Source organism: Streptomyces sp. NPDC024632 (genome assembly GCF_055559175.1).
In genome coordinates this window covers 111,216-133,066 of the sequence record NZ_JBVHLD010000009.1, presented here as the reverse complement: position 1 = coordinate 133,066, position 21,851 = coordinate 111,216, and the positions used below count along the sequence as shown (strand labels likewise).

The following is a 21,851-nucleotide window of genomic DNA, read 5'->3' as shown; positions in this document are numbered from 1 at the left end:
TCTTGTGGGGTTTTTTGGAGGGGGGGGCATGGGGGGGGGGGGGGGAGGGGGGGGGCCGTCTCCCCCCCGCCACACCACGGCGGGTTAGTGGCCCCCCCCCCCCCCCCCCCGCACCAGCCCCCAACGGGCCCTGCTCACCGTCCCGTTCCTCATGACGGCCATGCCCCGCGTCGTCGAACCCCGCACCGCCGCCGGGCACACCGCCTGCTACGACCTCCGCCTGCGCGGCGGCCCCCGCTTCACGGCCGCCTTCACCGACGGGGCCCTCGCCGTGACCGACGCCCCGCCGCGCCGCCCCGACTGCACGATCGTCACCGAGCCCGTCACCTTCCTCCTCATCGCCCTCGGCCGCCGCACCGCCACGAGCGCGCTCGCGCGCGGCGCGATCCTGGCCTGGGGCCGCAGGCCCTGGCTCGCGCCGCGCTTCCCGACGCTGTTCACGGCGCCCTGAGCCGGGGGCGCTGAGCCGGGGCCTTGAACCGGGGTCTTTGAGCCGGGGTGCCGACTCCGTGCTCAGGCAGCGCTCAGGCCGTGCCGACGAGGCCCGACTCGTACGCGATGATGACCAGCTGGACCCGGTCGCGGGCATCCAGCTTCGTGAGCAGGCGGGAGATGTACGTCTTGACGGTCGCGCCGCTGATGAAGAGCTCGGCGGCGATCTCGGCGTTGGCGCGGCCGAGGCCCACGAGGGTGAGGATCTGGCGTTCGCGGTCGGTGACGGCGGCCAGCCGCGCGGGAGCGTGTGCGTCCACCGGCCCCGCGGGCGGCGGCTGTTGGGCGAAGTGCGCGATCAGGCGGCGCGTGACGGCCGGGGCGATGAGGCCGTCGCCCGCCGCCACGACGCGGATCGCGGCCAGGATGTCGTCCAGCGCCATGTCCTTGACCAGGAACCCGGACGCCCCCGCGCGCAACGCCCCGTAGACGTGGTCGTCCTGGTCGAAGGTCGTCAGCACGAGGACGCGCGGGACCGCGGTCGCGTACACCGGGTCCTCGGTGATCCGGCGCGTCGCCTCGATACCGTCCATGCCGGGCATGCGGATGTCCATGACGACGACGTCCGGCCGCAGTTCGGCGCTCAGCCGTACGGCGTCCGCGCCCGTACCCGCCTCGCCGACCACCGCGAGGTCCGGCGCGTCGGTGATGATCATGTCGAGGGAGGCGCGGACGAGGGGCTGGTCGTCGACGAGGAGGACGCGCACGGGGGCCGCAGGTCCGGCGGCGTCGACGGTCATCGGACGGGCTCCGTGACCGGCATACACGTGAACGTCCCCGCGTCGGGAGCTGGTTGGGCCTCCTGGGGCGGAACCGGCAGCCGGGCCGTCACACGGAAGCCGCCGTCCGGGCGCGGCTGCGCCGAGAAGTCGCCGTGCAGCAGTCCGACGCGCTCGCGCATGCCGACGATGCCGTAGCCGCCGCGGGCCGGGGCCCGTACGCCGTGCGTCGTCGTACGCGCCGGGTGCGGCTCCGGGTCCGCGCCCGGGTTGCTGACCTCGACGGCCAGCTCCGCCGCGCGGAAGTCGATGGTCACCGCGCAGGAGCGCGCGCCCGCGTGCCGTACGACGTTCGTCACCGCCTCCTGGACGATGCGGTACGCCGACAGCTCGATCTCCGGCGGGAGTTGGCGCCGTACGCCGGACCAGGTCACGTCCACGCGTACGCCCGCGGCCGTCGTGGTCTCGGCGAGCCGGGGCACGTCGGCGATTCCCGGCGCGGGGGCGGGCCGTACGGCCTCGCGCGTACCGTCTCCGCCCGCGTGGGCGCCGCCCGCGTGCGCGCCGCGCCCGGTCGCTCCCGTCCCGTCAGAGCCGTTCCCCTGCGCGCTGTTCGCGTCCGAGCCGTTCCCGTCCGCGCCGTTGCCGTCCGCCTCGCGCAGGGCGCCGAGCATGCGGCGCAGCCCGGTCAGCGTCTCCCGCCCCGCCGTCTCGATCTCGCCGAGCGCGGCGCGGGCGCGGTCCGGCTGGGTGTCGAAGACCTGCCGCGCCGCACCGGCCTGGAGCGCGACGATCCCGATGGTGTGCGCGACCATGTCGTGCAACTCCCGCGCGATCCGCAGGCGTTCGGACGTGATGGCCCGTTCCGTCGCCTCCGCGCGCAACGCCTCCGCGTGCGCGTGGCGCTGCCACACCGCGTTGCCGACCAGCCACACGATCGCCGTCGTGAGGGCGGCCGTCAGCGTCGTCGTCGCGTCGGTCTCGTAGCCGAGCAGCGCGCGACCGCCCGAGTAGCCGACCAGCGTGGCCAGCGCCAGCACGCCCGCCGTCGCCGACGTGCGCAGCGGCTGCGTCGCCGCCAGATAGCAGACCGCCACGTCCACCGCGAGGAACTGCAACAGCGGGATGTCCCCCACCGCCATGGCCAACACCGAGCAGACGGTCCCGGTGAGCAGCAGGCACAGGGCGGGGAGCGGGCGGCGCTCGCGGCGCGCGGCGGCCAGGACGAGGACGGCCGCGAGGACTTCGTCCAACTGGTTGCCGAGGCTCAGGTCGAGCACGCTGAGGCCGCGGGTCTGCGTCTGCTCGAAGACGGTGTACGCGGTGACCGCGAACCAGATCAGCGCCATCCACGTACCCGGCCGTACGCGGGAGAGGCGTTTGAGCGGTGAGTGGGTGAAGTCCATGCTCAGCTCCCTGCCCAGGTCCATGCTCCGAGCGTAACGACCGTCCCCCACCTGGGCATTCACCCGGGGACGTAAGCCCGTGGGCGTACGGCGGGGCGGACCGTTCCGCGACCGGCGGACAGGGGACGTCCTCCGGCGGCCGATGACCCCGCGCCGCTCCGGACGGCAGCGTGGTCCCGTGATCGAAGTCAGCCATCTCACCAAGCGCTACGGCCGGACCACCGCCGTCAACGACCTGTCCTTCACCGTCCGCCCCGGCCACGTCACCGGCTTCCTCGGCCCCAACGGCTCGGGCAAGAGCACCACTTTGCGGATGCTCGTCGGCCTGCACGCCCCCACTGGCGGCACCGCGACGATCAACGGCCACGCCTTCCGTACCCGCCGCCGGGGCCTGCGCCACGTCGGCGCGCTGCTCGACGCGGGCGACGCGCACGGCGGGCGCACCGCGTACGACCATCTCCGCTTCCTGGCCCGCAGCAACGCCGTTCCGCGCGGCCGGATCGACACCGTCCTGCGCGAGGTCGGGCTCGGCGACGCCGCCGGCCGGCGCATCGCCGGCTTCTCGCTCGGCATGCGGCAACGACTCGGCATCGCGGGCGCGTTGCTCGGCGATCCGCCGGTGCTGCTCTTCGACGAGCCGCTGAACGGGCTCGACCCCGAGGGCGTGCTCTTCGTCCGTGCGCTGTTCAGACGGCTGGCCGCCGAGGGGCGCACCGTCTTCGTCAGCAGCCACCTCATGACGGAGATGGAGCACACCGCCGACCGGCTCGTCGTCCTCGGCCGGGGTCGACTCCTCGCCGACGAGAGCGTTTCCGCCTTCGCCGCGCGCGGCGCGCGGCAGCGCGGGCAGGTCGTCGAGGTCCGCGCCGACGACCCGGCGGGGCTGGTGACCGCGCTCACGCGAGCGGGCGCCCGGGTGACGCAGGCGCCGGACGGCCTGCTCACGGTGACGGCTGCCGAAGGCTCCGGGATGGACGCCGTGAGGATCGCGGGGATCGCCGTGGAGAGCGGCATCCTCATCCACCAACTGACGACACGGAACGGCTCGTTGGAGCAGGCGTTCATGGAACTGACAGGTACGAGCGTGGAGTACGCGGCGGAGTCGGGAGAGCGGTCATGAGTACGGAATCCGGCCTTCTCGAACCCGCGCCCCGCTTCTGGGACTTGCTGGCGGCGGAGTGGATCAAACTGTGGTCGCTGCGGTCCATCCCGTGGTTCGTGCTGCTCAGCGCCCTGGCCGCGGTCGGCGTGAACGCCAACGCCGCGCGCGCCGCCCGCGCGCACTGGCACTCAGGGCCGCCCCCGTTCACCGCGCACGGCGCCCTGCAAGAGGCGTTCAGCCGTCCCGCCGCCGCCTGGGTCCTGCTGGCCATGGGCGCGGTGGGCGCCATCGCGATCCTCAGCGAACAGACCACGGGCCTGCTCCGTACGACGTTCTGCGCCGTCCCCGCCCGCCGGGAGGTCATGACCGCCAAGGTCCTGGTCGTCACGGCGGTCGCCGCCGTCTTCGGCGTCCTCACCGTCGCGGCCTCCGTCTGGTGCGACGCGGCCATTTTGTACGGCCGTTACACCGGCGTCCCCCTCGCCGACGCCGTCGCCCTCCGCATCACCGCCGCCTCCGCCGTGCTCGCCCCGCTCGGCGCCCTCATCGGCCTCGGGCTCGGCGCCGTCATCCGCCACAGCGTCGCCACCATGGTCACGCTGTTCCTTCTCGCCTTCATCCTCCCCGTCTCCATCACCGACCGCACCCACCTCAGCGCCACTCTCACCCACGCGCTCCCCTTCAACGCCTGGTACCGCCTCACCCTCCCCATCGCCATCCTCCACGCCCCCTACCCCTCCACCATCCCCGGCGCCTGGCTCACCTTCGCCGCCTGGGCCGCCGCCCCCGCCCTCCTCGTCCTCCTGACGGTCCCCCGCCGCGACCAATAACGCCGCCCCGGCGGGGGGGCGCTTCGCCTTGACCTCGCCGTCGGGGGGGGCGCCCGGGCGGGGGGGGGCGCGCCGGGGCGGCGGGCGCGCCGGGGCGAGGTCGGCGACGGTGGGCCGTCGCGGCGGCGTCCGGGGGCATCCCCGCGTGCGGGGGGGCAGGTGGTGAGAATCCCCTGCATCTGCGTGGCCCCGGGGTCATCCCCGCATGCGCGGGGGCAACTCTTCGGCGAAGCGGCCTTTGCCGCCGCTCCGGGGGCATCCCCGCGTGCGCGGGAGCAGCCCAGTCGCTGCATCTGCGGCACCGCGACGTTGGAGTCATCCCCGCGTGCGGGGGGGGCAGAAATCCCCCCGTGGGCTCTAGTCGAGCGTCTGGGGTCATCCCTGCGTGCGCGCGGGGCAGCCCGTAACCGAAGAGGCCGAGCACGACGACCGAGGGTCATCCCCCCGAGCGCGGGGGGCAGGGGCCTACTGCCCCACCGTTCCCCGGCCGCCAGGGGTCATCCCCGCGTGCGCGGGGGCAGGGTCTCGTGGGGCCGGAGACGTGGCGCCGCCTGGGGTCATCCCCGCGTGCGCGGCGGGCAGCACCAGACTGTCTACGACGTGCGGTCACAGAAGGGGTCATCCCCGCGTGCGGGGGGCAGGTAGATGCTCAGCGCCAGCGAGCCGTCCTGCCGGGGTCATCCCCACGTGCGCGGGCGAGGGGAGCGCTTGTACCGGGCGCGGTCGCCGAACTGGACGGGGTCATCCCCACGTGCGCGGGCGAGGGGAGCGCTTGTACCGGGCGCGGTCGCCGAACTGGACGGGGTCATCCCCGCGTGCGCGGGGGGGCAGGTGATCCCGTTCGCGCTGGACCTCCGGGGCCCGGGGTCATCCCCGCGTGCGCGGGGGGCGGTACGGGCCAGACCGGTGGCCGTGGCGGAAGTCGGGGTCATCCCCGCGTGCGCGGTGGCGTGGGGGTTTGTTGGCGGGTGGGGGCGGAATTCATCAGGTGGCGGGGATCGGGCAAATGCGGCGAACCCGGCGCGCGTGGAGACGGTCCGCGTACAGCGTAGAGCTGAGGCGAGTGACCCGCCCCTACGGCGTGGGCGGGGAGCTGCTGAGGTCGTCACGAGGTTCGTGGAGCGGGCCGGGGCCCTGGGCGACGCGCGCCTCGGCAGCCGCCGTCCCGGCTGACGCGGGGTGACGACGCGCCGTGCCGTCGCCACGCGATACGCGATGGCGCGGCCGTCAGCGGGTGACGGCGACCGCTCACAAGGCGCGCCGCATGCAGACCAGTTGCTCCCGCTCGTCCCACGAGTCGGTGACGGTGAAGCCGAGCCGTTCGTACAGCGCGATGGCCCCGGTCCGCCACTTCCACACCGAGAGCCGGACCGTATCCGCGCCGTTCTCCGCCGCCTGCGCGAACGCCGCGCCGAGCAGGGCGGACGCGACGCCCCGGCCACGGAACTCGGCTTCGGTCCAGAGCCTCTTGACCTCGGAGTGCCCGTGGTCCGGACGCGTCACCACCACGCAGCCCACGGCGGCGTCCCCCACGAGCGCCACCAGCACGACATCGTCGGCGAACGCGCTCCGAGGGTCGGTGATCTCCGCCCGGTACCGATCCGGCAGCCCGTCCACCCCCGCGACCGGCTCCCCCTTCTCGGCCTCGGTCCGCAGGTGGTAGGCCGCCAGCAGCCCGGCCAGCCCGTCCAGCCCGTCCCCGGCCGAAGGTGCCTGGTCCGGCCACCGGACGACGGCGACCTCAGGTTGATCACTCATGCCGCCAGCATCACACGGGGCGCCCTTTCGTCCGCGCCCACCCCGTATCGCACGTCAGCGGCCTCGACGCACGCAGTCGAGCCTTCCGACGTGCCCCCGCTCCGTCCGCGACCGCAGCTCCCGCCGTACGCCCCGCACCGCCCGGTCGGAGAATCGGGAGGCCCTACGCCCCCTCCAGCGTCGGTGAGTCCCGACGAGCGGTCATCCCCGCAGGCGCGGGGACCACCCCTGGGTAACGGTGTGGTGGACGACCACGCCGGGATCATCCCCGCGCGGGCGGAGAGCAGACAGCTTGCGCGCCGAGGCCGTACCCCTGCGCGGGGTCATCCCCGCAGGCGAGGAGCAGAAGTGGCCGTACGGCCTCGCGAAGAACGTCAAGGGATCATCCCCGCGCGGGCGGGGAGCGGAAGATCGCCGCATCGAAGCCGAAGCGGCCGATGGGGTCATCCCCGCGTGTGCGGGGAGCAGGACTCGCGCAGCTCCGGCGTGGCCCCGGACCTGGGGTCATCCCCGCGTGTGCGGGGAGCGGCAGGACGCGCCCCGGCCGCTGGCCCGCGTGCGGGGGTCATCCCCGCGTGCGCGGGGAACTGTGCCCGTACCGATCGGCGAGGTTGCTGCGGGCGGGGTCATCCCCGCGTGCGCGGGGAAATGGCTTGCTGACGTGCGGAGTTGCCGGGAGCAGAGCCCGGGTTGAGCCAGGTGCAAAGGGTCAGGCAGAGGCGGCGAACCGCGTCGCGACGAGGCCGCCCGCGTACAGGGTAGGGCCGAGGATGCGGCGAGGACTCAGCGGGCGGGGCCCGGCACCGCAGAGTCGCCCCACGGCGCAGACGCAGACGCAGGGGCCGGGACGAGGGCCCAGACGACCTTGCCGGGGGCGCCGACGCGCGGGGCGACACCCCAGCGGCCATGGGTGACGGCGTCCACGAGGAGGAGCCCGCGCCCGCGTTCGGCGGCCAGATCAGGGGTGGGAGCGTCGAGGAGGACGGGTAAGGAACCGCCGGCGGCGTCGTGGACTTCGAGGAGCAGGCCGTCGGCGAGCCGATGGGCGCTGACGCCGAACTGCTTGCCGGGAACGTGCCCGTGGCGCTGTGCGTTGGCGGCGAGTTCGGCGAGGACGAGGCAGGCGGCCTCGGCCACGTCGCGTTCGGCCCGCCACGCGGCAAGGGTTCGCATCAGCGAGTGACGGGCGCGCCGTACTCCCAACGCCGTTGGGGGCCACAGCTCTTGTGGATCGGTGTACGGCTGCGGGGGCGGCGGCACGCCACCGCCCTTCGCCTCTACGGCAACTCCCGACATAGCGCCTTACCGTCTCTCCGTGCGTGATCGAATTCTCACTTTCCGTACACAAGCGTGAGGCGGGAGCCATACGATCGCCAGGGGTCGGCCGTTGACCCCGCGAACAGCAAGGGGTACGGGCCCGGTTACGTGGCCGCCGCCGCGAAACCCGCAGGCGGAGCCGCCAATCGGCGCTGGCCACAGGCTCGTTGCCCACGGCGGAGGCAAGGCGAAAGGAACGGGCGCTCGGATGATCGACGGAGCCGAGGACGAACTCAGCCCACGCGCGATGCTCGCGGCCGAACTCACCAGACAGCGGGAGCGCGCCGGTTGGACGCTGGCCGAACTCGCCGATCGTTCCAAGTACGACCCGTCCTATCTCCAACGGCTGGAGAAGGGCGTCCGGCTCGGCTCCCTCGACGCCATCGACGCGCTCGACCGGCTGTACGGAACCGGTGACCTGCTCAGCAAGTTGTGGCGTGCCGCCAAGCGCGAGGCGGGGCAGAGCCGTTACCAGGGCTTCAAGGACCTGGAGGCCGAGGCGACGAGCATCCAGGAGTTCGCCATCAGCAGCGTCCCCGGCCTATTGCAGACGCCGGAGTATGCCGAGGCCCAGATCCGCGTCCACAGCGCCGACACCGCTGACGAGCCGCTTGCCGACCTGGTCCACGACCGGATAACGCGGCAGGACCGGCTGACCGGCGTGAAGCGCCTGAACTACAGGGGTTTGCTGGACGAGTCGGTCATCCGACGCCCAGTTCAGGACCACGCTGTGTGGAACGACCAGCTCAAGCGCTTGATCGAGGCAGGGCAACAGCCCAACATCACGCTTCACGTCGTGCCGTTCAGCGTCGGCCTGCACAATCTGCTCGGCAGTTCGCTGCAACTGCTGTGGCTCCCCAGCGGACGGACGGTCGCCTACGTCGAGAGCAGTTGGAGCGGCCAACTCGTCGAGGAAACAGAGGAGGTGGACCACTTTCGCTTGTCCTACGATCGTCTCCGGGACTCCGCACTGTCGCCGTCCGAGTCCCTCGACCTACTGCGATCCGCGCTGGAGGACCACTAGCCATGCCAAGCCCCGGACCGAACCTGAGCGCCGCCGCGTGGCGCAAGTCGTCCTACAGCGGCAACTCGGACCCGAACAGTTGCGTCGAGGTCGCCGACAACTTCCCCGGCACCGTCCCCGTACGCGACAGCAAAGACCCCCACGGCCCCGCCCTCACCTTCCCCACCGCCTCCTGGTCCGCCTTCATCGACGCCGTGAAGTCCGGCCAACTCCCCACCGTCTGAACGTCCGAGGACCAGTGATCATGCCAAGCACCGGACTGAATCTGAGCGCCGCCAAGTGGCGCAAGTCGTCCTACAGCGGCGGGGCGGACCCGGACAGTTGCGTCGAGGTCGCCGACAACTTCCCCGGCACCGTCCCCGTACGCGACAGCAAAGACCCTCACGGCCCCGCCCTCACCTTCCCCACCGCCTCCTGGTCCGCCTTCATCGACGCCGTGAAGTCCGGCCAACTCCCCACCGTCTAGCGGTCCGCCCCGGCGCGGGGTCGGGGGCGGGGCCGGGGCGGGGCGTCAGAGGACGGCGAGGCGGTCGACCAGCAGCTCGGTTCTGCGTTCGGTGTCCCCCGGCGGGAGCCGCCCGGCACGGGTCAGGGTGGCGAGTCCGTGCAGGGACGCCCAGAACAGCTCGGTGAACAGCCCCGGGTGGACGCCGTCCCCGGCCACCTCGCCAAGGGTCTCCAGCAGGGCGGCAAAGGCGTCCTTCAGCGGCTCCGGCGTGTCCTCGTGCGCGAAGGCGAGGCCGCCGTCGAGGTTGAACATGGCGTCGTAGACCGCTGGGTTGCGTTCGGCGAAGTCCAAGTAGGTGCGGGCGAGGGTGGTGACCCGGGCGCGCGGGTCGTCCACGGCGGAGGTCGCGGCCCGTATCGCCACGGCCATCTCGGCGGCACCCTGGAGGGCGACGGCGCCGATGATCTCGCGCTTCCCCCGGAAGTGGCTGTAGAGGACGGGCTGGCTGTACTCGATGCGCTCGGCGAGGCGGCGCGTGGTGACCGCGTCCCAGCCCTGGCGCTCGGCGAGTTCGCGGGCCGTGGCCACGATGAGGCGTTCGCGGCCCGCCCGTTCGCGCTCCTTGCGTTCCTGTACCGACATGACTCGATTCTAGCACCGCTAGACAATCGAGCGGTAGCAGGTCTAGCGTTGAACCAACGGCTAGCAACGCTAGATCCTGATCTCCGGGAGGGTCACCATGCTCAACGCACTTGAGGTCATCACCACCGTCGTCGTCGGCGTGATGGTGGGGGTGGAGTTCTCCGTCGCCTTCGTCATGAACCCGATCTTCAACGCGCTGCCCGACGACAGCGGCCAGCTCGCCCGCGCCCACGGGGGTCGCATGCTCGGCGCCGTGATGCCGTTCTGGTACATCGGCTCGCTCGTCCTCGCCGCCGTCTGGACCGTCGCCGGACGGCACCACGACGGCGTCGGCCTCGTCATCACCGGTGCCGCGCTGCTGATCGTCAGCGTGATCATGTCGATCCTGCTGCTCGTCCCCATCAACAACCAGAGCAAGACCTGGACCCCCGAGAATCGGCCCGCCGACTGGAAGCAGCAGATGAATCGCTGGGACCGCTTTCACTACGTCCGCGTCGCCGTCATCATCGCCGCCTTCGCCTTCCTGGCCGCCGCCCTCCTCTGACCGGGCCGCCCCACCCCCGCCCGGGCGCATGCGCGCGCCGTGTCGGCGGTCAGTGGCGAGGGGACCAGGACGGGGTGGAACCGCCTTCGGGGGCGGGCGAGGGCGGCGGGAGGCGGCGGGTGATGCGGTCGAAGAGGTCGGTGAGAGGCTCGCCGATGTCGCGGCCGAAGTCGGTAAGGCCGTAGGTGACTTGAGGAGGAGTCGTCGGCTCGACCGCACGCCAGATCAGGCCGTCCTGGACCAGGGCGCGCAAGGTCTGCGCCAGCATCTTCTCGCTGATGCCCCGGATGCTGTCGCGCAGCTCGTAGAACCGCAGGTCGTTGGTCCGCAAGGAGATCAGCACCCAGATGCCCCACCGGCTGGTCACGTGGTCGACCATGTCGCGCGCGGGGCAGTCGGTGTGAAACACCTCATACCGAGGGTCCGCCGCGACCGGCTTCAGCTGCACGCCTTCCTCCATGCCCGGAGCTTACCTCGGGGTATGTCCTTACGGAAAGTAAGCCCGGCTCCTAGCGTCAATCCCCGTAGCCACAACGGATAACGCAGCAGGAACGAGGAGCCGAACATGATCGTGGTGACCGGTGCGACCGGAAACGTGGGCCGGCCTTTGACGCAGGCACTGGCGGAGGCGGGCGAGCAGGTGACGGCGGTGTCGCGGCGACCCCCGACCGGCTCGGCGCAACTGCCGCACGGCGTACGCCACTTGTCGGCCGACCTGGCCGAACCGGCGAGCCTGGCAGCGGCGTTGGACGGAGCGAAGGCGCTGTTCCTGCTCCTGTCCGGCGACTTGCACGCCCCCGAAGCCAGGCCCGCCGACCTCATCGGCCTCGCCGCGGCCCACGGCGTACGCCGGGTCGTCCTGCTGTCCTCGCAGGGCGTGTCGACCAGGCCGCTCGACCCGTCGCGGGTCGCGATGCGCGCGGTGGAGGACGCGTTGCGCGGCTCCGGCCTGGACTGGGCGATCGTACGACCGGGCGGCTTCGCGTCCAACGCCCTGGCCTGGGCGGAGTCCGTGCGTACGGAGCGGACGGTCGCCGCGCCCTTCGGCGACGTGGGGGTTCCGGTCGTCGACCCGGCCGACATCGCCGAGGTCGCGGCGGCCTGCCTCCTGGACGACCGGCACAGCGGCGGGGTGTACGAACTGACCGGGCCCGAGGTCATCACGCCACGTCAGCAGGCCGCTGCCATCGCCGCCGCGCTCGACTCGCCCGTACGGTTCCACGAACTCACCCGCGACGAGGCCCGGTTGGCGATGACCCGCTTCGTACCGGCCGAACTCGCCGACGACACCCTCGACATCCTCTCCGCCCCGCGTCCGGCCGAGTTGGCCATCAGCCCGGACGTCCAGCGCGTCCTCGGCCGCGCCCCGCGCCCCTTCCGCGACTGGGTCACCCGTAACATCGCCGCCTTCCGCTGAGGCGCCGCGTCCCGGTCAGCCCTGCCTGACCTCCCAACTCGGGTTCTGGAGGCGGGTGTTGTGGACAGTGATGTCGGCGTGGTCGGCGGGGTGCGCCGTGGCGGCGTAGAGCCGCTGGGCGGGGAGGTAGCGGTCGCGCCAGGACCGTTCGATCTCGGCGGCGGCCGTCAGTGCCGCGTCTCGGCTCCGGGCGGCGGCCGTCAGGGCCGCGTCCCGGCTCCGGGCCCGGTCCACCGTCTGCTCGAAGGGGACGGACACGAGGACGCGCAGGTCCCACCGGTCGAGGAGTTCGGGGCGCAGGAGGAAGACGCCGTCGAAGAGGAGTACGGCGTCCGCCGGGGCGGTCGCGGCCGGTGGCGACAGCGCGGTGTCGGTCTGCGCGTCGTAGGCCGTCGTTCGGAACCTCCGGTCTCCGCCAGGTCCCAGCGGGTCGAGCAGGAACCGGCACAGCGCGGCGCGGTCGTGGGCGTCGAAGTAGCAGCCTTCGGCGGTGTACCGGCCGCGCCGGTAGCGCTGTGCGCGCGGGACGAGGAAGTCGTCCACCGTCGCCCGGATGACCTCGCGACCCCGCGCCCGCAGCACGACGGCGAGTTCGTCGGCCAGCGTCGTCTTCCCCGCGGCCGGCGGCCCGTCGACCGCGACCCGCACCGGGTGCCTTGTCGTGACCGCCCCGGCCGTGACCGCCCCGGCCGCCCCGGCTGCCCCGGCCGTGACCGCACCGGCCGCCCCGACCGCCTCCGCCAGCCGATCGATGAGCTCCTGACGGGTGCCTCGTTCCATCGCCGCCCCTCCCCACGTGAGGGGCGGGCGGATGCCGTCCCCGGTCAGCCTCCCGCCGAGGCCGCGGCAACGCAGAACTCATTGCCCTCGGGGTCGGCCATCACCACATGGTGCCCCTCGAACTCCTCCAGGACGACCCCGCCCGCCTTCACCAGCCGCTCGGACTCCGCCTCGATCCGTGCCCACCGCTCGTCGGGGCTGCCGTGTCCCGGCACCCGGACGTCGATGTGGAGCCGGTTCTTGGCGGTCTTCGGCTCGGGGACCTTGAGGATGCAGAGCCGGGGGCCGACGCCGTCGGGATCGCAGAGCCACGCGCCGTCGTCCGCGGAGTCGTCCTCCGGAAGGTCGAACTGCGCCAGCCACTCCTCACGGGTCGTGAAGGGAGCGGGCGGCGGCTCGTCCACATACCCCAGGGCCGTCTTCCAGAACGTGGCGAGGAGTTTCGCGTCCGCGCAATCAAGGGTCAGATCGATTCTTGCTGCCATGACAGGACCGTAACGCGCACCTCGGACAATCGCGGCCGACGCGGACGAGGGCCGACCGCGAATACCTCGACTTCCGCGGAGGGTGTCTTCCCCGCATTACGCGGGGGCGGCGGAGGGGCTGACCTGGGGGATTGTCGGCGGGTGGGGGTGGGTTCGGCAAGGTCGCGGGGGCGGGCGAATGGGGCAGGTGGCCGCCTGGTGGGGGACGGTGCCGGCGGGTGACCGTGAGCACGTGCCGCACGCGTCCGCGCGGTCCGGGGTGGTCGGTAGGGTGGCCGGCTGTGGAGGACATGGTTGGGGTCCCGGCGGGACGGGTGACGGTGTCGGACCGGCGGACGCAGAAGAGCTGGCAGGTCGAGGTCGCGGCGTTCGAGATGGCGGCGGTGCCGGTGACGCAGGAGGCGTACGCGGAGGTCACCGGCCGGAGGCCGAGCAGTGTGGAGGGCGGGCGGCTGCCGGTGGAGGGGGTTTCGTGGTGGGACGCGGCGGAGTTCTGCGACGCCCTGTCGCGGCGGGAGCGGCTGACGCCCGCGTACGCGTTGGACCGTGAGGCCGAGCGGGCGGAGTGGGACGAGACGGCGGACGGTTACCGGCTGCCGACCGAGGCCGAGTGGGAGTACGCCTGCCGGGCGGGGACGACGGGGCCGAGGTACGGGCAGCTCGACGCCGTCGCCTGGCACCAGGGGAACTCGGACGGGCGTACGCACCCCGTCGGCGGCAAGGAGCCCAACGCCTTCGGCCTGTACGACATGTTGGGCAACGTGTGGAACTGGTGCTGGGACGTCTACGACGCCGAGGTGTACGGGACCTACCGGGTGCTGCGCGGCGGCGGCTGGGCCGACGAGCACTGGAGCTGCCGCGCGTCCGTGCGGCGCCGCAGCCATCCGACGTTCGGAATCGACGACGTGGGGTTCCGCGTCGCACGTTCTACGCTGCCGCCGTCGCCGCCCCGGCCGTAAGGACCGTAAGGGTCGCAGGACGATCGACCTCCACGGTCGCCCACGTCCGGACACGCATCGCCGTTCCCCCAACACACGGCCTGCGGGCCGGGGCTATCCCCGCACGCGCGGGGAGCAGACCTATAACGGCGTTATAGCCAGACGGGAAGAGGGGTCATCCCCGCACGCGCGGGGAGCAGGCCGCATGTTCGGCGGGCGGCGGTCGTGGGCGGGGGTCATCCCCGCTCGCGCGGGGAGCAGCCGTTCATGCCGACCGAGATGACTTTTGACCAGGGGTCATCCCCGCTTGCGCGGGGAGCAGCCGCACCGCCGCCGGCCGCGGTGCACGACGACGGGGTCATCCCCGCTTGCGCGGGGAGCAGGCTCGCTGACGTGCGGGGTTATCAGGGGGCAGGGGCCGATTGAACCAACTGTCGAGGATCGGGCGAATAGGGCAAGCGGCTCCTGAAGGCGGGCCGCACGGCCCCGAGCACAGGATATGGCCACGGCAGGCGGCCGCAGGGGCCAAGGCTGGACCGAGCGTCAAGACGTGGGTGCGGGCGACTCACGGGGGCTGGGTCCAGACAATCAGCGTGCGGTGAACCGCAGTTCGTTCCGCCGCACCGAGGGGGCGGCGGCGCCCGGAGTTCCGTCGGACGTCATCCGGCGCGCTGGCCGAAGGTGACGCCAGGGCTGAGGCTCAGGGCCAGGACAGTGTCGAGTGCGGTCTCCAGCGGAAGGCTGTCCCGCTGGATCTGGGCGAGCAGGAGTGCGCCCTGCAAGGCGCAGAGGAGGGTGACGGCCAGGTCGTCCGGATCGATGCCGGGCCGGAGGCGCCCGGCGGCGTGCAAGGCGGCCAGCCCCTGGCCGATGACGGTGGACCAGCGGCCGAACCCGACCGAGACCCGAGCGCGGGCCCGCGCGTCGCTCTCGGCGAGCTGACCGCCGAGGGACCCGAGCGGGCAGCCGCCCCGGCCGTCGAGGCGTCCGGCCTCGGCGACGACGAGGTCGCGCCAGGCGCGCAGCCCCTCGACCGTGTCGAGCCCCGCCTGCTCGGTGGTGGTGACGATGGCGTCGGCCTGGCGGTCGATCACCGCCTGCACGAGCGCTTCCTTGTCGGCGAAGTAGTGGTAGAGCTGCGAGCCGCTGACCTGGGCCGCGGCCTTGACGTCTTCGAGGGTGGCGCCCGCGACGCCGCGTTCGTGAACGAGTTCGGCGGCGGCGTCGACGATACGGGCCCGGGTCCGCAGCCCCTTGGGCGTCAGCTTGGCCGTCGGGCGCGTATCGGTAGCCATGACGCCACGCTAACACCATTTTGGACTTGAGAACCCATTTTTTGGACGCGAGAGTGGAATCTGCGACCCAGAAATCACTGGGCCCATCGCAGCACGAATCGCAGCACGCAAGGGGCGCTCTCATGAACGACATCGCAACCCCGGTCGCCGACCGGGCCGCCGAGGTCCAGGCGCAGGCCGCCGGGCGGCTGCCCGCCGAGGTCGGAACCGCCTTCGAGAACGAGAGGCGGCGGCTGATGGCGGCCGGTGTCCCGGACGGCGTCGCCGGTCCGGGCACCGCCATGCCCGACGGCGACCTTCTGGACGCGACCGGTCGGCCGACGAGCCTTTCGGCCGTACGGGCGGGGCGCCCGGCCGTCGTCGTCTTCTACCGGGGAGCCTGGTGCCCGTACTGCAACCTGACCTTGCGCACCTACCAGGAGGCCCTGGTCGACCAACTCCGAGCGCGGGGCGTCGCCCTGATCGCGCTCAGCCCGCAGAAGCCGGACGGCTCGCTGACGATGACCGAGAAGCTCGGCCTGTCGTACGCCGTACTGTCGGACCCGGGGAACCGGATCGCCGCGCAGCTCGGCATCGTCTTCACCCTCGCCGACAGCGCGCAGGACGCGCAGGCGTCCCTCGGCGTCCGCCTCACCGACGTCAACGCCGACGGGTCCGCCGCTCTCCCGCTCGCCACGACCGTCCTCGTCGGCGCCGACGGCTCCATCCGCTGGATCGACGTCCACCCCGATTACACGACGCGGTCGGAACCCGCCGAGATCCTTGCCGCCGTCGCGGCCCTCGAATAGCCCTCGGCGGAGCCGCGCCCTGAGCAAACACGTCATCCCCGCACGCGCGGGGGGGCAGTTCGGTGACGGCATCGGCGAACTGCTGGGACCGGGGGTCATCCCCGCACGCGCGGGGGGCAGACGGGCCAGTCGATGCCCATGAGGTCCTGGACGGGGTCATCCCCGCACGCGCAGGGGGCAGCCCGAGCGCTTCCCGAACGCCGCGATCCTGAAGGGGTCATCCCCGCACGCGCGGGGGGGGCAGATGCTGTGGCCCGCGTAGCTGGCACGGGCTGGGGGGTCATCCCCGCACGCGCGGGTGGGCGGTCTCGCTGACGTGCATGTTCAGCAGTGGGGGGAGGCGGATGGAACCAGCTGTCAAGGGTCGGGCAAATGGGGCGAACCGCCGCGCGGTGGGAGTGCGTGCCGGGGCTGGGTACAGGGTACGGCGGGGTGGCGCCGCGTGTGGGGGTCGGGAGAGGCCGGGCGGGGGGCCCGGCCTCTCTTGGCGGGGGTCAGGACAGGAAGGTCTCGCAACGGCCGCCGACGTTGGTGTTGTTGCCGGTGCCGGGGTGGGCGGTGTCGAGGCCGGGGCCGCAGTCGAGGGTGTCGTTGCCGGTGGTGGACCGGATGGTGTCGGAGCCGTCGCCCGTGGAGACGACGTTGTTGCCGCCGCCCGCGTCCACGCGGTCGTCGCCCCCACCCGTCGTGATCTGGTCGTTGCCGCTGCCCGCGAGGACCACATTGGCGCCGTCGCCCGCCGAGACGACGTTGTTGCCGCCGCCCGCGTCGGTGTACGAAGGGCCGGTGCCTGGCAGGGAGATGCGGTCGTTGCCCGCGCCGGTCAGGACGCAGTCGCTTCCGCCGCCGCCGTCGACGGTGTCGTTGCCGCCGCGGCCGAGGATGAGGTCGTTGCCGGGGGTGCCGGTGAGGCGGTCGTTGCCGGGGGTGCCGAGGATGACGTTCTGGATGTCGACGCCGGTGCAGGGGCCGAAGGTGACGGAGCCGGTGTGGCGGATGCCGGTGAGGCCGGTGGGGGTCTCGGTGTAGGTGAGGGAGGCGCCGCGGGCGACGGTCGCGGGGACCGGGGCGAGGACGGCGGGCTCGCCGTCGACCGTACGCACGGTGGTCGTGCGGCCGGAGCCGGTGATCTCGTAGGAGCCGCGCCCGAGGGAGAGCGTGGCCGCGCCGCCGGTCAACTGGACCTGGGCGGGGGCGGATCCGGGGCCGACGTACACCAGCACGCCCGCGGGGTCGCGGGCGTCGGAGACCAGGACCGTACGGCCGCCGGTGGCGACGACACGGCCGGAGGTGGTGCCGCCGAGGGCCACGTCGGAGAAGCCGTTCAGGGGCAGGAAGGCACCGCTCGCCGCGCAGGCGATCGTGCCGCCGCGCAACGCGTGCCCGCCGTCGTCGCTGTCGTCGGACCAGAAGACCGGCTTGCGGCCGTCGACGCACTCGGAGCGCGGGGCGAAGGCGAAGCCTTCGTTGTTGAGGTTGGGCATCGCGGCCGGGCGCTCGTAGAGGCCGGTGGCGGCGAAGTCACCGTTGGCGCCCACGGCGAAGGTCGCCGTACGGCCGTTGCAGGTGTCGTCGCACACGGCCCACAGCCGGTCGGCCTCGGCGTCGAACTGGAGCTCCATGACGCTCGGGAAGCCGCTGGCGAAGGCGGCGACGCGGGTGAAGCCGCTGCCGGACTGGTCGAGGGCGTACGCGTAGACGCTGCCGTTGCCTTCGAGGCCGACGAAGAAGAGGCCGTCACCGTGGTCGGGGTAGGCGGCCGGGGAGTACGCGGCGCCCGTGTGCTGGTCGCGGAAGCCGTGCGAGGTCAGGTAGCTGTCGGGCACCCAAGTGATGCCCTCGAGGCCGCTGTTGGCGCCGACCGGCGGCAGGTCCGCGGTCAGATTCCACTCGCGGGTGGCGCGCAGCGCGCCGGACCCCGTGCCGGGCGGGTCGAAGCGCAGCACCTCGGGACGGCTCACGCCGCTGACCGCGTTGTCGCGCTCGGTCGAGACGAAGACGCCGCCGGAAGGTCCCGCGCCCGTCAGGGCGACCCCCTCGGCGTCGGGGTCACCGGTCCCGTCCGGGTAGCGCAGCGCCTTGCCCGCGCTCCACCCGTCGGCGGTGTCCGGCGCCCACTTGGCGCCGTCCCACTCCAGCCGGTACAGCGTGGAGGGGCCGTTCCTGACCGCCCACAGCACACCGGGAGTCGGCCCGCCGGAGCCCTCGTACGCCAGACCGCTCAGGTTCGTACCGAAGACGTTCGCGTCGTCGACCGTGGTCACCGAGGAGCCGCCCGGCCACGGGGAGGCCGCGACCTGACCGGCGCACGCGTTGGCCGCGCCCTTCGTGGAGGCGGCCGTCGTCGCGAAGTCGCCCGTGCCGTCGGGGCAACGCCCGTACGTGGTCGCCGCGTGGGCGGTCCAGGAGTACGCGTCGATCAGCGTCGTGCCGTCCGGCAGGAAGAGGCGGGCGGAGTCGGCCCCGCCGAGACCGAAGGCCGACTCGACGTCGAGGGCGAGGAAACCGCCCGGCGCGACCGACGTACCGGCGGGGACCGTGAAGACGTGGGAGTCGTCGTTGTCCTTGACGAGCCAGCCCGATATGTCCACGGACACGGGACTTGTGTTGGTCAACTCGACCCAGTCGCCGGGCGTTCCGCCATTGGACTCGACCTCATTGATTCGCACGGCCGACGAGGGCGCTCCGCAGTCGTTCGCGGCGCCCTTGGTGGAGGCGGTCGTGGTGACGAAAGCGCCGGTGCCGTCGGGGCAACGGCCGTACGTGGTCGCCGCGTGGGCGGTCCAGGAGTACGCGTCCACCAAGGTCACGCCGTCGGGCAGGAAAAGCCGCGCGGAATCCGCGCTTCCCAGCCCGAAGACGGGGTCGACGTCGAGCGCGAGAAAACCGCCGGGCGCGATCGACGTACCGGCGGCAATCGTGAACACATGGGAGTCGTCATTGTCCTTGACGAGCCAACCCGACACATCAACAGCAATCGCACCCGAATTGACCAACTCGACCCAGTCGCCCGGCGTTCCGCCATTGGACTCGACCTCATTGATTTTCACGGCGGAAGGCGCCGCGTCGGCCGTCGGCGAAACAGTCGGTGAAACGGCCGGCGAACCGGCCGGCGAAACCGCCGAGGCGGCGGACGAGGACGCGAGGAAAAAGGGAATCGCGGTCAGGAACGCGACGCCCAGAGTGATTGACGCACGCCATCTCTTATGCAAGGTTTGCAAGGCTGTGGGTCCCTCTTCGGTCGGCACGGCGGGAAATGAGCAGGGGTCCCGCGAAGCCTCCGACAGCCCGGCGAATGGCGGGCGAACCGCGGGCGAACGCCAGGTGAGCCTTCGGTTCCACACCGAGCATCACGATCTTGAAACAATTCTGGTCAGACATCAGAAGGCTCAATAGTCTCCGGGTGCACGGCAGTTAACAGTGACTGCCACGTTCCTCGGGGAGCATGCATTGGCCATACACGAGCACGAGGTCGACCGTCGCACGTTGTTCAGAGTCGGCCTGGGCGGAGCGGTCGCGGCCGTCGTCGGGACCGAACTGGCCTTGCCCGGAGCGGCCGTCGCCGCGCCGTCGCCCCAATTCCCGTGGATCATCGACTGCGACACGTGGGGCGCCCGGCCGCCGTCCAGCCCGATCCAGATCACGGGCAACACCACGAACAAGATCATCCTGCACCACATGGCGTTCCCCAACGTCACGGACTACTCGCGCGCCCACGCGGTCCAGCTCGCCAAGGACTGCCAGGACCTGCACATGGACACCAACGGCTGGGCCGACACCGGCCAGCACTTCACCGTCAGCCGCGGCGGCTACGTCATGGAGGGCAGGCACCGCAGCCTGGAGACGCTGGTCACCGGGGAACACCAGGTCACGGCCGCGCACTGCCCCGGTGAGAACGGCAACGCGATCGGCATCGAGAACGAGGGCACGTACATCACGGAGACGCCGCCGCGCGCGCTGCTCGACTCCCTGGTGGAGCTGTGCGTCGCCGTGTGCCGGCAGTTCGACCTGCACGCCTGGGACATCTTCGGGCACTGGGACTTCCGGCTCGGCACCGAGTGTCCCGGCGCCGCCTTCTACGCGCAGTTCCCGACGATCCGCTCGCGCGTCCTGACCCAGATGCGCACGCCCCGGCGGGACATCCCCGCGCGCCGCTGGCCGGACATCTGGCGGTTCGTGGACAGCCAGGTCGTCGGGGTCGCGCAGTACCTGCTCAACAACGCCGGGTACACCGCGCTGACGCCCAACGGCGTCTTCGGCACCGACATGAACGCCGTGGTCGCCGACTTCCAGACCACGCACGGCATTCCGGTCACGCCCGACGCCACCTTCGACACCGCCACGTGGGAAGCGCTGGCGCCCGTACTCGACAAGCACGCCACCGGGCTGCCGGTGAGCGGCCTCCAGACGATCCTGGCCCTCAAGGGCTTCGCCGGTGTCACGGTCAACGGCACCTTCGACCACGCCACCCAGAAGGCCGTCCAGGACCTCCAGCGGCTGCACGGCCTGCGCCCCAACGGCAAGGTCGACCTGAGCACGTGGTGCGCCGCGGTCGGCGGGTCGGTCCGCGAGGCCTTCTGTTAGCCCGCGCCATACGGGTGCGGTGCACCCGATCTTTTAGGGGCGTTGGGGCCGCCGTCGGGGGCGGAGCCAACGCCCCTACGGGGCACGTCCCGGCCGGGGTCTTACGGCAGGCAGAGGATCAGGATGCACAGGCCCTGGTGCGCGGGCGGCGTCGTCGGGGACGTGCTCGGCGACGCGGGGTCGGCGGGGGTGGTGGCCGGGGGCGCCGTCGTCGTCGTGCCGGGGTCCGCGGGGGTGTCGGCGGCGGTGCCGGTGCCGGTGTTCACGGCTTGCGTGCCGGTCGACGGGGGCGTCGAAGGAGCCGTCGAGGCGGACGGGGCCGGGCCGGTGGCCGGGGAAGTGGCGGGCAGCGGGGCCGTACCGGCGTTGGTGGCGGCCGGGTGGGTCGCCTCGGCCGTGGGGAGCGCCGGGGTACGGGTGTGCCGCTGGGTGGCGGGCGCGGCGGCGTGCGAGCCCGAAGTCGGTTCCGTGGCCTGCGCGTTGTCGGTGCGCAGCGTCACCGGCGTCACGGTGTCGTACGACGAGGACGCCGTCGTGCCCCGGCCGGAGCCGTGGTTCTGCATGGACGCGACGGTCACGCCGCCGCCGAAGAGGGCCACCGCCGTGGCGACGCCCGCACGGCGCCGGTTCTTCTTCCACCGCTCCAACTGCCGCCGCCGGGCGGCGCGTCCGCCCTGCAAGCGGGGCACGAGCGAGGAGGGCCCGAGGACGGACGCCGTCCCCTCCTCGTCAGCCGAAGCCGCGGCGCCAGCCGAAGCCGCAGGGGTGGCCGGAAAGACGGAGGGCTCCGGTATGTACGCGGCGGGCTCGTACGGAGCCGGGTCCGCGTACGAGACCGGAGCCGCGTACGACGCCGGGTCCGCGTACGAGACCGGTGCCGCGTCCGTCTCCGGCGCGTAGGCGCCGCAACCCGGGCACACCAGCGCCCCGTTGACGGAGCGGCGGCACGTGTAGCAGTAATCCATTCGTGGTCTTTCTCCGCTGGCTTCGCGGCCGAGGGTGGGCCGCAGGGATGTCCACGTCCCCCGCGAAGGGGCAGCCCGACCGAAACTAACAGCTGTAACGGGAGGGGTTGCAAGCGACCTGTGTGCTTTTTGAAAAGCCGCGCCGCCTCCTGGGCGGCAATATCCCGACGTGCCCGCCAAATGCGGACGTTCCGCACTCGCGTCAACGACGTGAAGTGCGGCAGGCGGCGCCGCCCACGGTGCCGTTCGGGCGCAATCCGCCCGCGCACCGGCAACCCGATGTCCTCACCTACGTTTTCGTTCATCTCATCGACGGC

The 21,851-nt window shown here is 72.4% G+C and carries 23 protein-coding genes and 1 CRISPR repeat array; of the genes, 12 read left to right on the top strand and 11 right to left on the bottom strand.

What is annotated here, in order from left to right; all coding sequences use genetic code 11:
* Positions 1-151 precede the first annotated feature (151 nt).
* Entirely contained in the window at positions 152-451 is a 300-nt protein-coding gene (locus tag ACZ37P_RS20280; RefSeq protein ID WP_467347828.1) for an SCP2 sterol-binding domain-containing protein, read from the top strand.
* A gap of 73 nt (positions 452-524) precedes the next feature.
* Here the strand turns inward: ACZ37P_RS20280 and ACZ37P_RS20275 are convergent, their stop codons facing one another.
* Both ACZ37P_RS20275 and ACZ37P_RS20270 read right to left on the bottom strand, forming a co-directional pair.
* Positions 525-1,232 (bottom strand): response regulator, encoded by a 708-nt coding sequence (locus ACZ37P_RS20275; RefSeq protein ID WP_467347826.1) that lies wholly within the window; start codon positions 1,230-1,232, stop codon positions 525-527.
* Positions 1,229-2,641: a sensor histidine kinase gene (locus ACZ37P_RS20270; RefSeq protein WP_467347824.1), complete on the bottom strand. Its 1,413-nt coding sequence runs from the start codon at positions 2,639-2,641 to the stop codon at positions 1,229-1,231. Before ACZ37P_RS20270 ends, ACZ37P_RS20275 begins: the two co-directional genes overlap by 4 nt.
* A 154-nt stretch (positions 2,642-2,795) precedes the next feature.
* Between ACZ37P_RS20270 and ACZ37P_RS20265 the strand changes: the two genes are divergently transcribed.
* Positions 2,796-3,737, top strand: coding sequence for an ABC transporter ATP-binding protein (locus tag ACZ37P_RS20265; protein ID WP_467347823.1), 942 nt, complete (start codon positions 2,796-2,798; stop codon positions 3,735-3,737).
* The gene (locus ACZ37P_RS20260) at positions 3,734-4,549 is read left to right on the top strand and encodes an ABC transporter permease (protein ID WP_467347821.1); all 816 of its coding nucleotides are present in this window, start codon (positions 3,734-3,736) and stop codon (positions 4,547-4,549) included. The genes ACZ37P_RS20265 and ACZ37P_RS20260 overlap by 4 nt, the downstream gene beginning before the upstream one ends.
* Positions 4,550-5,797: 1,248 nt before the next feature.
* Here ACZ37P_RS20260 and ACZ37P_RS20255 read toward each other — a convergent pair.
* Together ACZ37P_RS20255 and ACZ37P_RS20250 are read right to left on the bottom strand one after the other, a co-directional pair.
* Positions 5,798-6,307 carry a GNAT family N-acetyltransferase gene (locus ACZ37P_RS20255; RefSeq protein ID WP_467347819.1) on the bottom strand — a complete coding sequence of 170 codons (510 nt, stop codon included), beginning with the start codon at positions 6,305-6,307 and terminating at the stop codon, positions 5,798-5,800.
* 783 nt (positions 6,308-7,090) lie between these two features.
* On the bottom strand, positions 7,091-7,603 hold the full coding sequence (locus ACZ37P_RS20250; protein ID WP_467347818.1) for an ATP-binding protein: 513 nt from the start codon (positions 7,601-7,603) through the stop codon (positions 7,091-7,093).
* A gap of 229 nt (positions 7,604-7,832) precedes the next feature.
* Between ACZ37P_RS20250 and ACZ37P_RS20245 the strand changes: the two genes are divergently transcribed.
* From ACZ37P_RS20245 to ACZ37P_RS20235, 3 genes are read left to right on the top strand one after another with little or no spacing between them, the layout of a single operon-like run.
* Positions 7,833-8,648 carry a helix-turn-helix domain-containing protein gene (locus ACZ37P_RS20245; RefSeq protein ID WP_401851583.1) on the top strand — a complete coding sequence of 272 codons (816 nt, stop codon included), beginning with the start codon at positions 7,833-7,835 and terminating at the stop codon, positions 8,646-8,648.
* A gap of 2 nt (positions 8,649-8,650) precedes the next feature.
* Positions 8,651-8,872, top strand: a complete 222-nt coding sequence (locus tag ACZ37P_RS20240; RefSeq protein ID WP_402712857.1) for a DUF397 domain-containing protein — start codon at positions 8,651-8,653, stop codon at positions 8,870-8,872.
* A gap of 20 nt (positions 8,873-8,892) precedes the next feature.
* Positions 8,893-9,114 carry a DUF397 domain-containing protein gene (locus ACZ37P_RS20235; RefSeq protein WP_467347816.1) on the top strand — a complete coding sequence of 74 codons (222 nt, stop codon included), beginning with the start codon at positions 8,893-8,895 and terminating at the stop codon, positions 9,112-9,114.
* Positions 9,115-9,159: 45 nt separating this feature from the next.
* Here the strand turns inward: ACZ37P_RS20235 and ACZ37P_RS20230 are convergent, their stop codons facing one another.
* Positions 9,160-9,738 carry a TetR/AcrR family transcriptional regulator gene (locus ACZ37P_RS20230; protein WP_391041751.1) on the bottom strand — a complete coding sequence of 193 codons (579 nt, stop codon included), beginning with the start codon at positions 9,736-9,738 and terminating at the stop codon, positions 9,160-9,162.
* Positions 9,739-9,835: 97 nt separating this feature from the next.
* Here ACZ37P_RS20230 and ACZ37P_RS20225 point away from each other — a divergent pair, with 97 nt between their 5' ends.
* Positions 9,836-10,282, top strand: coding sequence for an anthrone oxygenase family protein (locus tag ACZ37P_RS20225; protein WP_467347814.1), 447 nt, complete (start codon positions 9,836-9,838; stop codon positions 10,280-10,282).
* 49 nt (positions 10,283-10,331) lie between these two features.
* On the opposite strand, the gene ACZ37P_RS20220 is transcribed toward ACZ37P_RS20225, so the two are convergent.
* A complete protein-coding gene (locus ACZ37P_RS20220; RefSeq protein WP_467347812.1) occupies positions 10,332-10,742 on the bottom strand; it encodes a winged helix-turn-helix transcriptional regulator in 411 nt (136 codons plus the stop codon).
* Positions 10,743-10,847: 105 nt separating this feature from the next.
* On the opposite strand from ACZ37P_RS20220, the gene ACZ37P_RS20215 reads away from it, so the two are divergent.
* The gene (locus ACZ37P_RS20215) at positions 10,848-11,699 is read left to right on the top strand and encodes an SDR family oxidoreductase (RefSeq protein WP_401717543.1); all 852 of its coding nucleotides are present in this window, start codon (positions 10,848-10,850) and stop codon (positions 11,697-11,699) included.
* Between the two features lie 15 nt (positions 11,700-11,714).
* Here the strand turns inward: ACZ37P_RS20215 and ACZ37P_RS20210 are convergent, their stop codons facing one another.
* Both ACZ37P_RS20210 and ACZ37P_RS20205 read right to left on the bottom strand, forming a co-directional pair.
* Positions 11,715-12,479 carry a cytidylate kinase family protein gene (locus tag ACZ37P_RS20210; RefSeq protein WP_467347810.1) on the bottom strand — a complete coding sequence of 255 codons (765 nt, stop codon included), beginning with the start codon at positions 12,477-12,479 and terminating at the stop codon, positions 11,715-11,717.
* A 44-nt stretch (positions 12,480-12,523) separates the two neighbouring features.
* Positions 12,524-12,964 (bottom strand): VOC family protein, encoded by a 441-nt coding sequence (locus ACZ37P_RS20205; protein WP_401717549.1) that lies wholly within the window; start codon positions 12,962-12,964, stop codon positions 12,524-12,526.
* Positions 12,965-13,254: 290 nt separating this feature from the next.
* Between ACZ37P_RS20205 and ACZ37P_RS20200 the strand changes: the two genes are divergently transcribed.
* Positions 13,255-13,923 carry a formylglycine-generating enzyme family protein gene (locus tag ACZ37P_RS20200; protein ID WP_467348112.1) on the top strand — a complete coding sequence of 223 codons (669 nt, stop codon included), beginning with the start codon at positions 13,255-13,257 and terminating at the stop codon, positions 13,921-13,923.
* Positions 13,924-14,561: 638 nt separating this feature from the next.
* On the opposite strand, the gene ACZ37P_RS20195 is transcribed toward ACZ37P_RS20200, so the two are convergent.
* Positions 14,562-15,197 carry a TetR/AcrR family transcriptional regulator gene (locus ACZ37P_RS20195; RefSeq protein ID WP_355339855.1) on the bottom strand — a complete coding sequence of 212 codons (636 nt, stop codon included), beginning with the start codon at positions 15,195-15,197 and terminating at the stop codon, positions 14,562-14,564.
* A 122-nt stretch (positions 15,198-15,319) separates the two neighbouring features.
* Between ACZ37P_RS20195 and ACZ37P_RS20190 the strand changes: the two genes are divergently transcribed.
* Complete coding sequence (locus tag ACZ37P_RS20190; RefSeq protein ID WP_391041760.1) at positions 15,320-15,985, top strand: peroxiredoxin-like family protein; 666 nt, start codon at positions 15,320-15,322, stop codon at positions 15,983-15,985.
* Positions 15,986-16,016: 31 nt separating this feature from the next.
* A CRISPR array of direct repeats spans positions 16,017-16,287; the repeat unit is 23 nt; unit sequence GTCATCCCCGCACGCGCGGGGGG.
* A gap of 192 nt (positions 16,288-16,479) precedes the next feature.
* Here the strand turns inward: ACZ37P_RS20190 and ACZ37P_RS20185 are convergent.
* A complete protein-coding gene (locus ACZ37P_RS20185; RefSeq protein ID WP_467347808.1) occupies positions 16,480-19,035 on the bottom strand; it encodes a lamin tail domain-containing protein in 2,556 nt (851 codons plus the stop codon).
* Here ACZ37P_RS20185 and ACZ37P_RS20180 point away from each other — a divergent pair.
* A complete protein-coding gene (locus ACZ37P_RS20180) occupies positions 18,932-19,381 on the top strand; it encodes a hypothetical protein (protein ID WP_467348122.1) in 450 nt (149 codons plus the stop codon). The genes ACZ37P_RS20185 and ACZ37P_RS20180 overlap by 104 nt on opposite strands.
* 54 nt (positions 19,382-19,435) lie before the next feature.
* Positions 19,436-20,569 carry a peptidoglycan recognition protein family protein gene (locus ACZ37P_RS20175; RefSeq protein ID WP_467347806.1) on the top strand — a complete coding sequence of 378 codons (1,134 nt, stop codon included), beginning with the start codon at positions 19,436-19,438 and terminating at the stop codon, positions 20,567-20,569.
* A 101-nt stretch (positions 20,570-20,670) separates the two neighbouring features.
* On the opposite strand, the gene ACZ37P_RS20170 is transcribed toward ACZ37P_RS20175, so the two are convergent.
* Positions 20,671-21,534: an SCO2400 family protein gene (locus tag ACZ37P_RS20170; RefSeq protein ID WP_467347804.1), complete on the bottom strand. Its 864-nt coding sequence runs from the start codon at positions 21,532-21,534 to the stop codon at positions 20,671-20,673.
* Between the last annotated feature and the right edge of the window lie 317 nt (positions 21,535-21,851).

Bases quoted from the DNA above. Each gene is read 5' to 3' on its own strand.
- ACZ37P_RS20280 (WP_467347828.1), top strand. From the start codon at position 152: ATGACGGCCATGCCCCGCGTCGTCGAACCCCGCACCGCCGCCGGGCAC.
- ACZ37P_RS20275 (WP_467347826.1), bottom strand. From the start codon at position 1,232: ATGACCGTCGACGCCGCCGGACCTGCGGCCCCCGTGCGCGTCCTCCTC.
- ACZ37P_RS20270 (WP_467347824.1), bottom strand. From the start codon at position 2,641: ATGGACCTGGGCAGGGAGCTGAGCATGGACTTCACCCACTCACCGCTC.
- ACZ37P_RS20260 (WP_467347821.1), top strand. From the start codon at position 3,734: ATGAGTACGGAATCCGGCCTTCTCGAACCCGCGCCCCGCTTCTGGGAC.
- ACZ37P_RS20255 (WP_467347819.1), bottom strand. From the start codon at position 6,307: ATGAGTGATCAACCTGAGGTCGCCGTCGTCCGGTGGCCGGACCAGGCA.
- ACZ37P_RS20250 (WP_467347818.1), bottom strand. From the start codon at position 7,603: ATGTCGGGAGTTGCCGTAGAGGCGAAGGGCGGTGGCGTGCCGCCGCCC.
- ACZ37P_RS20245 (WP_401851583.1), top strand. From the start codon at position 7,833: ATGATCGACGGAGCCGAGGACGAACTCAGCCCACGCGCGATGCTCGCG.
- ACZ37P_RS20240 (WP_402712857.1), top strand. From the start codon at position 8,651: ATGCCAAGCCCCGGACCGAACCTGAGCGCCGCCGCGTGGCGCAAGTCG.
- ACZ37P_RS20235 (WP_467347816.1), top strand. From the start codon at position 8,893: ATGCCAAGCACCGGACTGAATCTGAGCGCCGCCAAGTGGCGCAAGTCG.
- ACZ37P_RS20230 (WP_391041751.1), bottom strand. From the start codon at position 9,738: ATGTCGGTACAGGAACGCAAGGAGCGCGAACGGGCGGGCCGCGAACGC.
- ACZ37P_RS20225 (WP_467347814.1), top strand. From the start codon at position 9,836: ATGCTCAACGCACTTGAGGTCATCACCACCGTCGTCGTCGGCGTGATG.
- ACZ37P_RS20220 (WP_467347812.1), bottom strand. From the start codon at position 10,742: ATGGAGGAAGGCGTGCAGCTGAAGCCGGTCGCGGCGGACCCTCGGTAT.
- ACZ37P_RS20215 (WP_401717543.1), top strand. From the start codon at position 10,848: ATGATCGTGGTGACCGGTGCGACCGGAAACGTGGGCCGGCCTTTGACG.
- ACZ37P_RS20210 (WP_467347810.1), bottom strand. From the start codon at position 12,479: ATGGAACGAGGCACCCGTCAGGAGCTCATCGATCGGCTGGCGGAGGCG.
- ACZ37P_RS20205 (WP_401717549.1), bottom strand. From the start codon at position 12,964: ATGGCAGCAAGAATCGATCTGACCCTTGATTGCGCGGACGCGAAACTC.
- ACZ37P_RS20200 (WP_467348112.1), top strand. From the start codon at position 13,255: ATGGTTGGGGTCCCGGCGGGACGGGTGACGGTGTCGGACCGGCGGACG.
- ACZ37P_RS20195 (WP_355339855.1), bottom strand. From the start codon at position 15,197: ATGGCTACCGATACGCGCCCGACGGCCAAGCTGACGCCCAAGGGGCTG.
- ACZ37P_RS20190 (WP_391041760.1), top strand. From the start codon at position 15,320: ATGAACGACATCGCAACCCCGGTCGCCGACCGGGCCGCCGAGGTCCAG.
- ACZ37P_RS20170 (WP_467347804.1), bottom strand. From the start codon at position 21,534: ATGGATTACTGCTACACGTGCCGCCGCTCCGTCAACGGGGCGCTGGTG.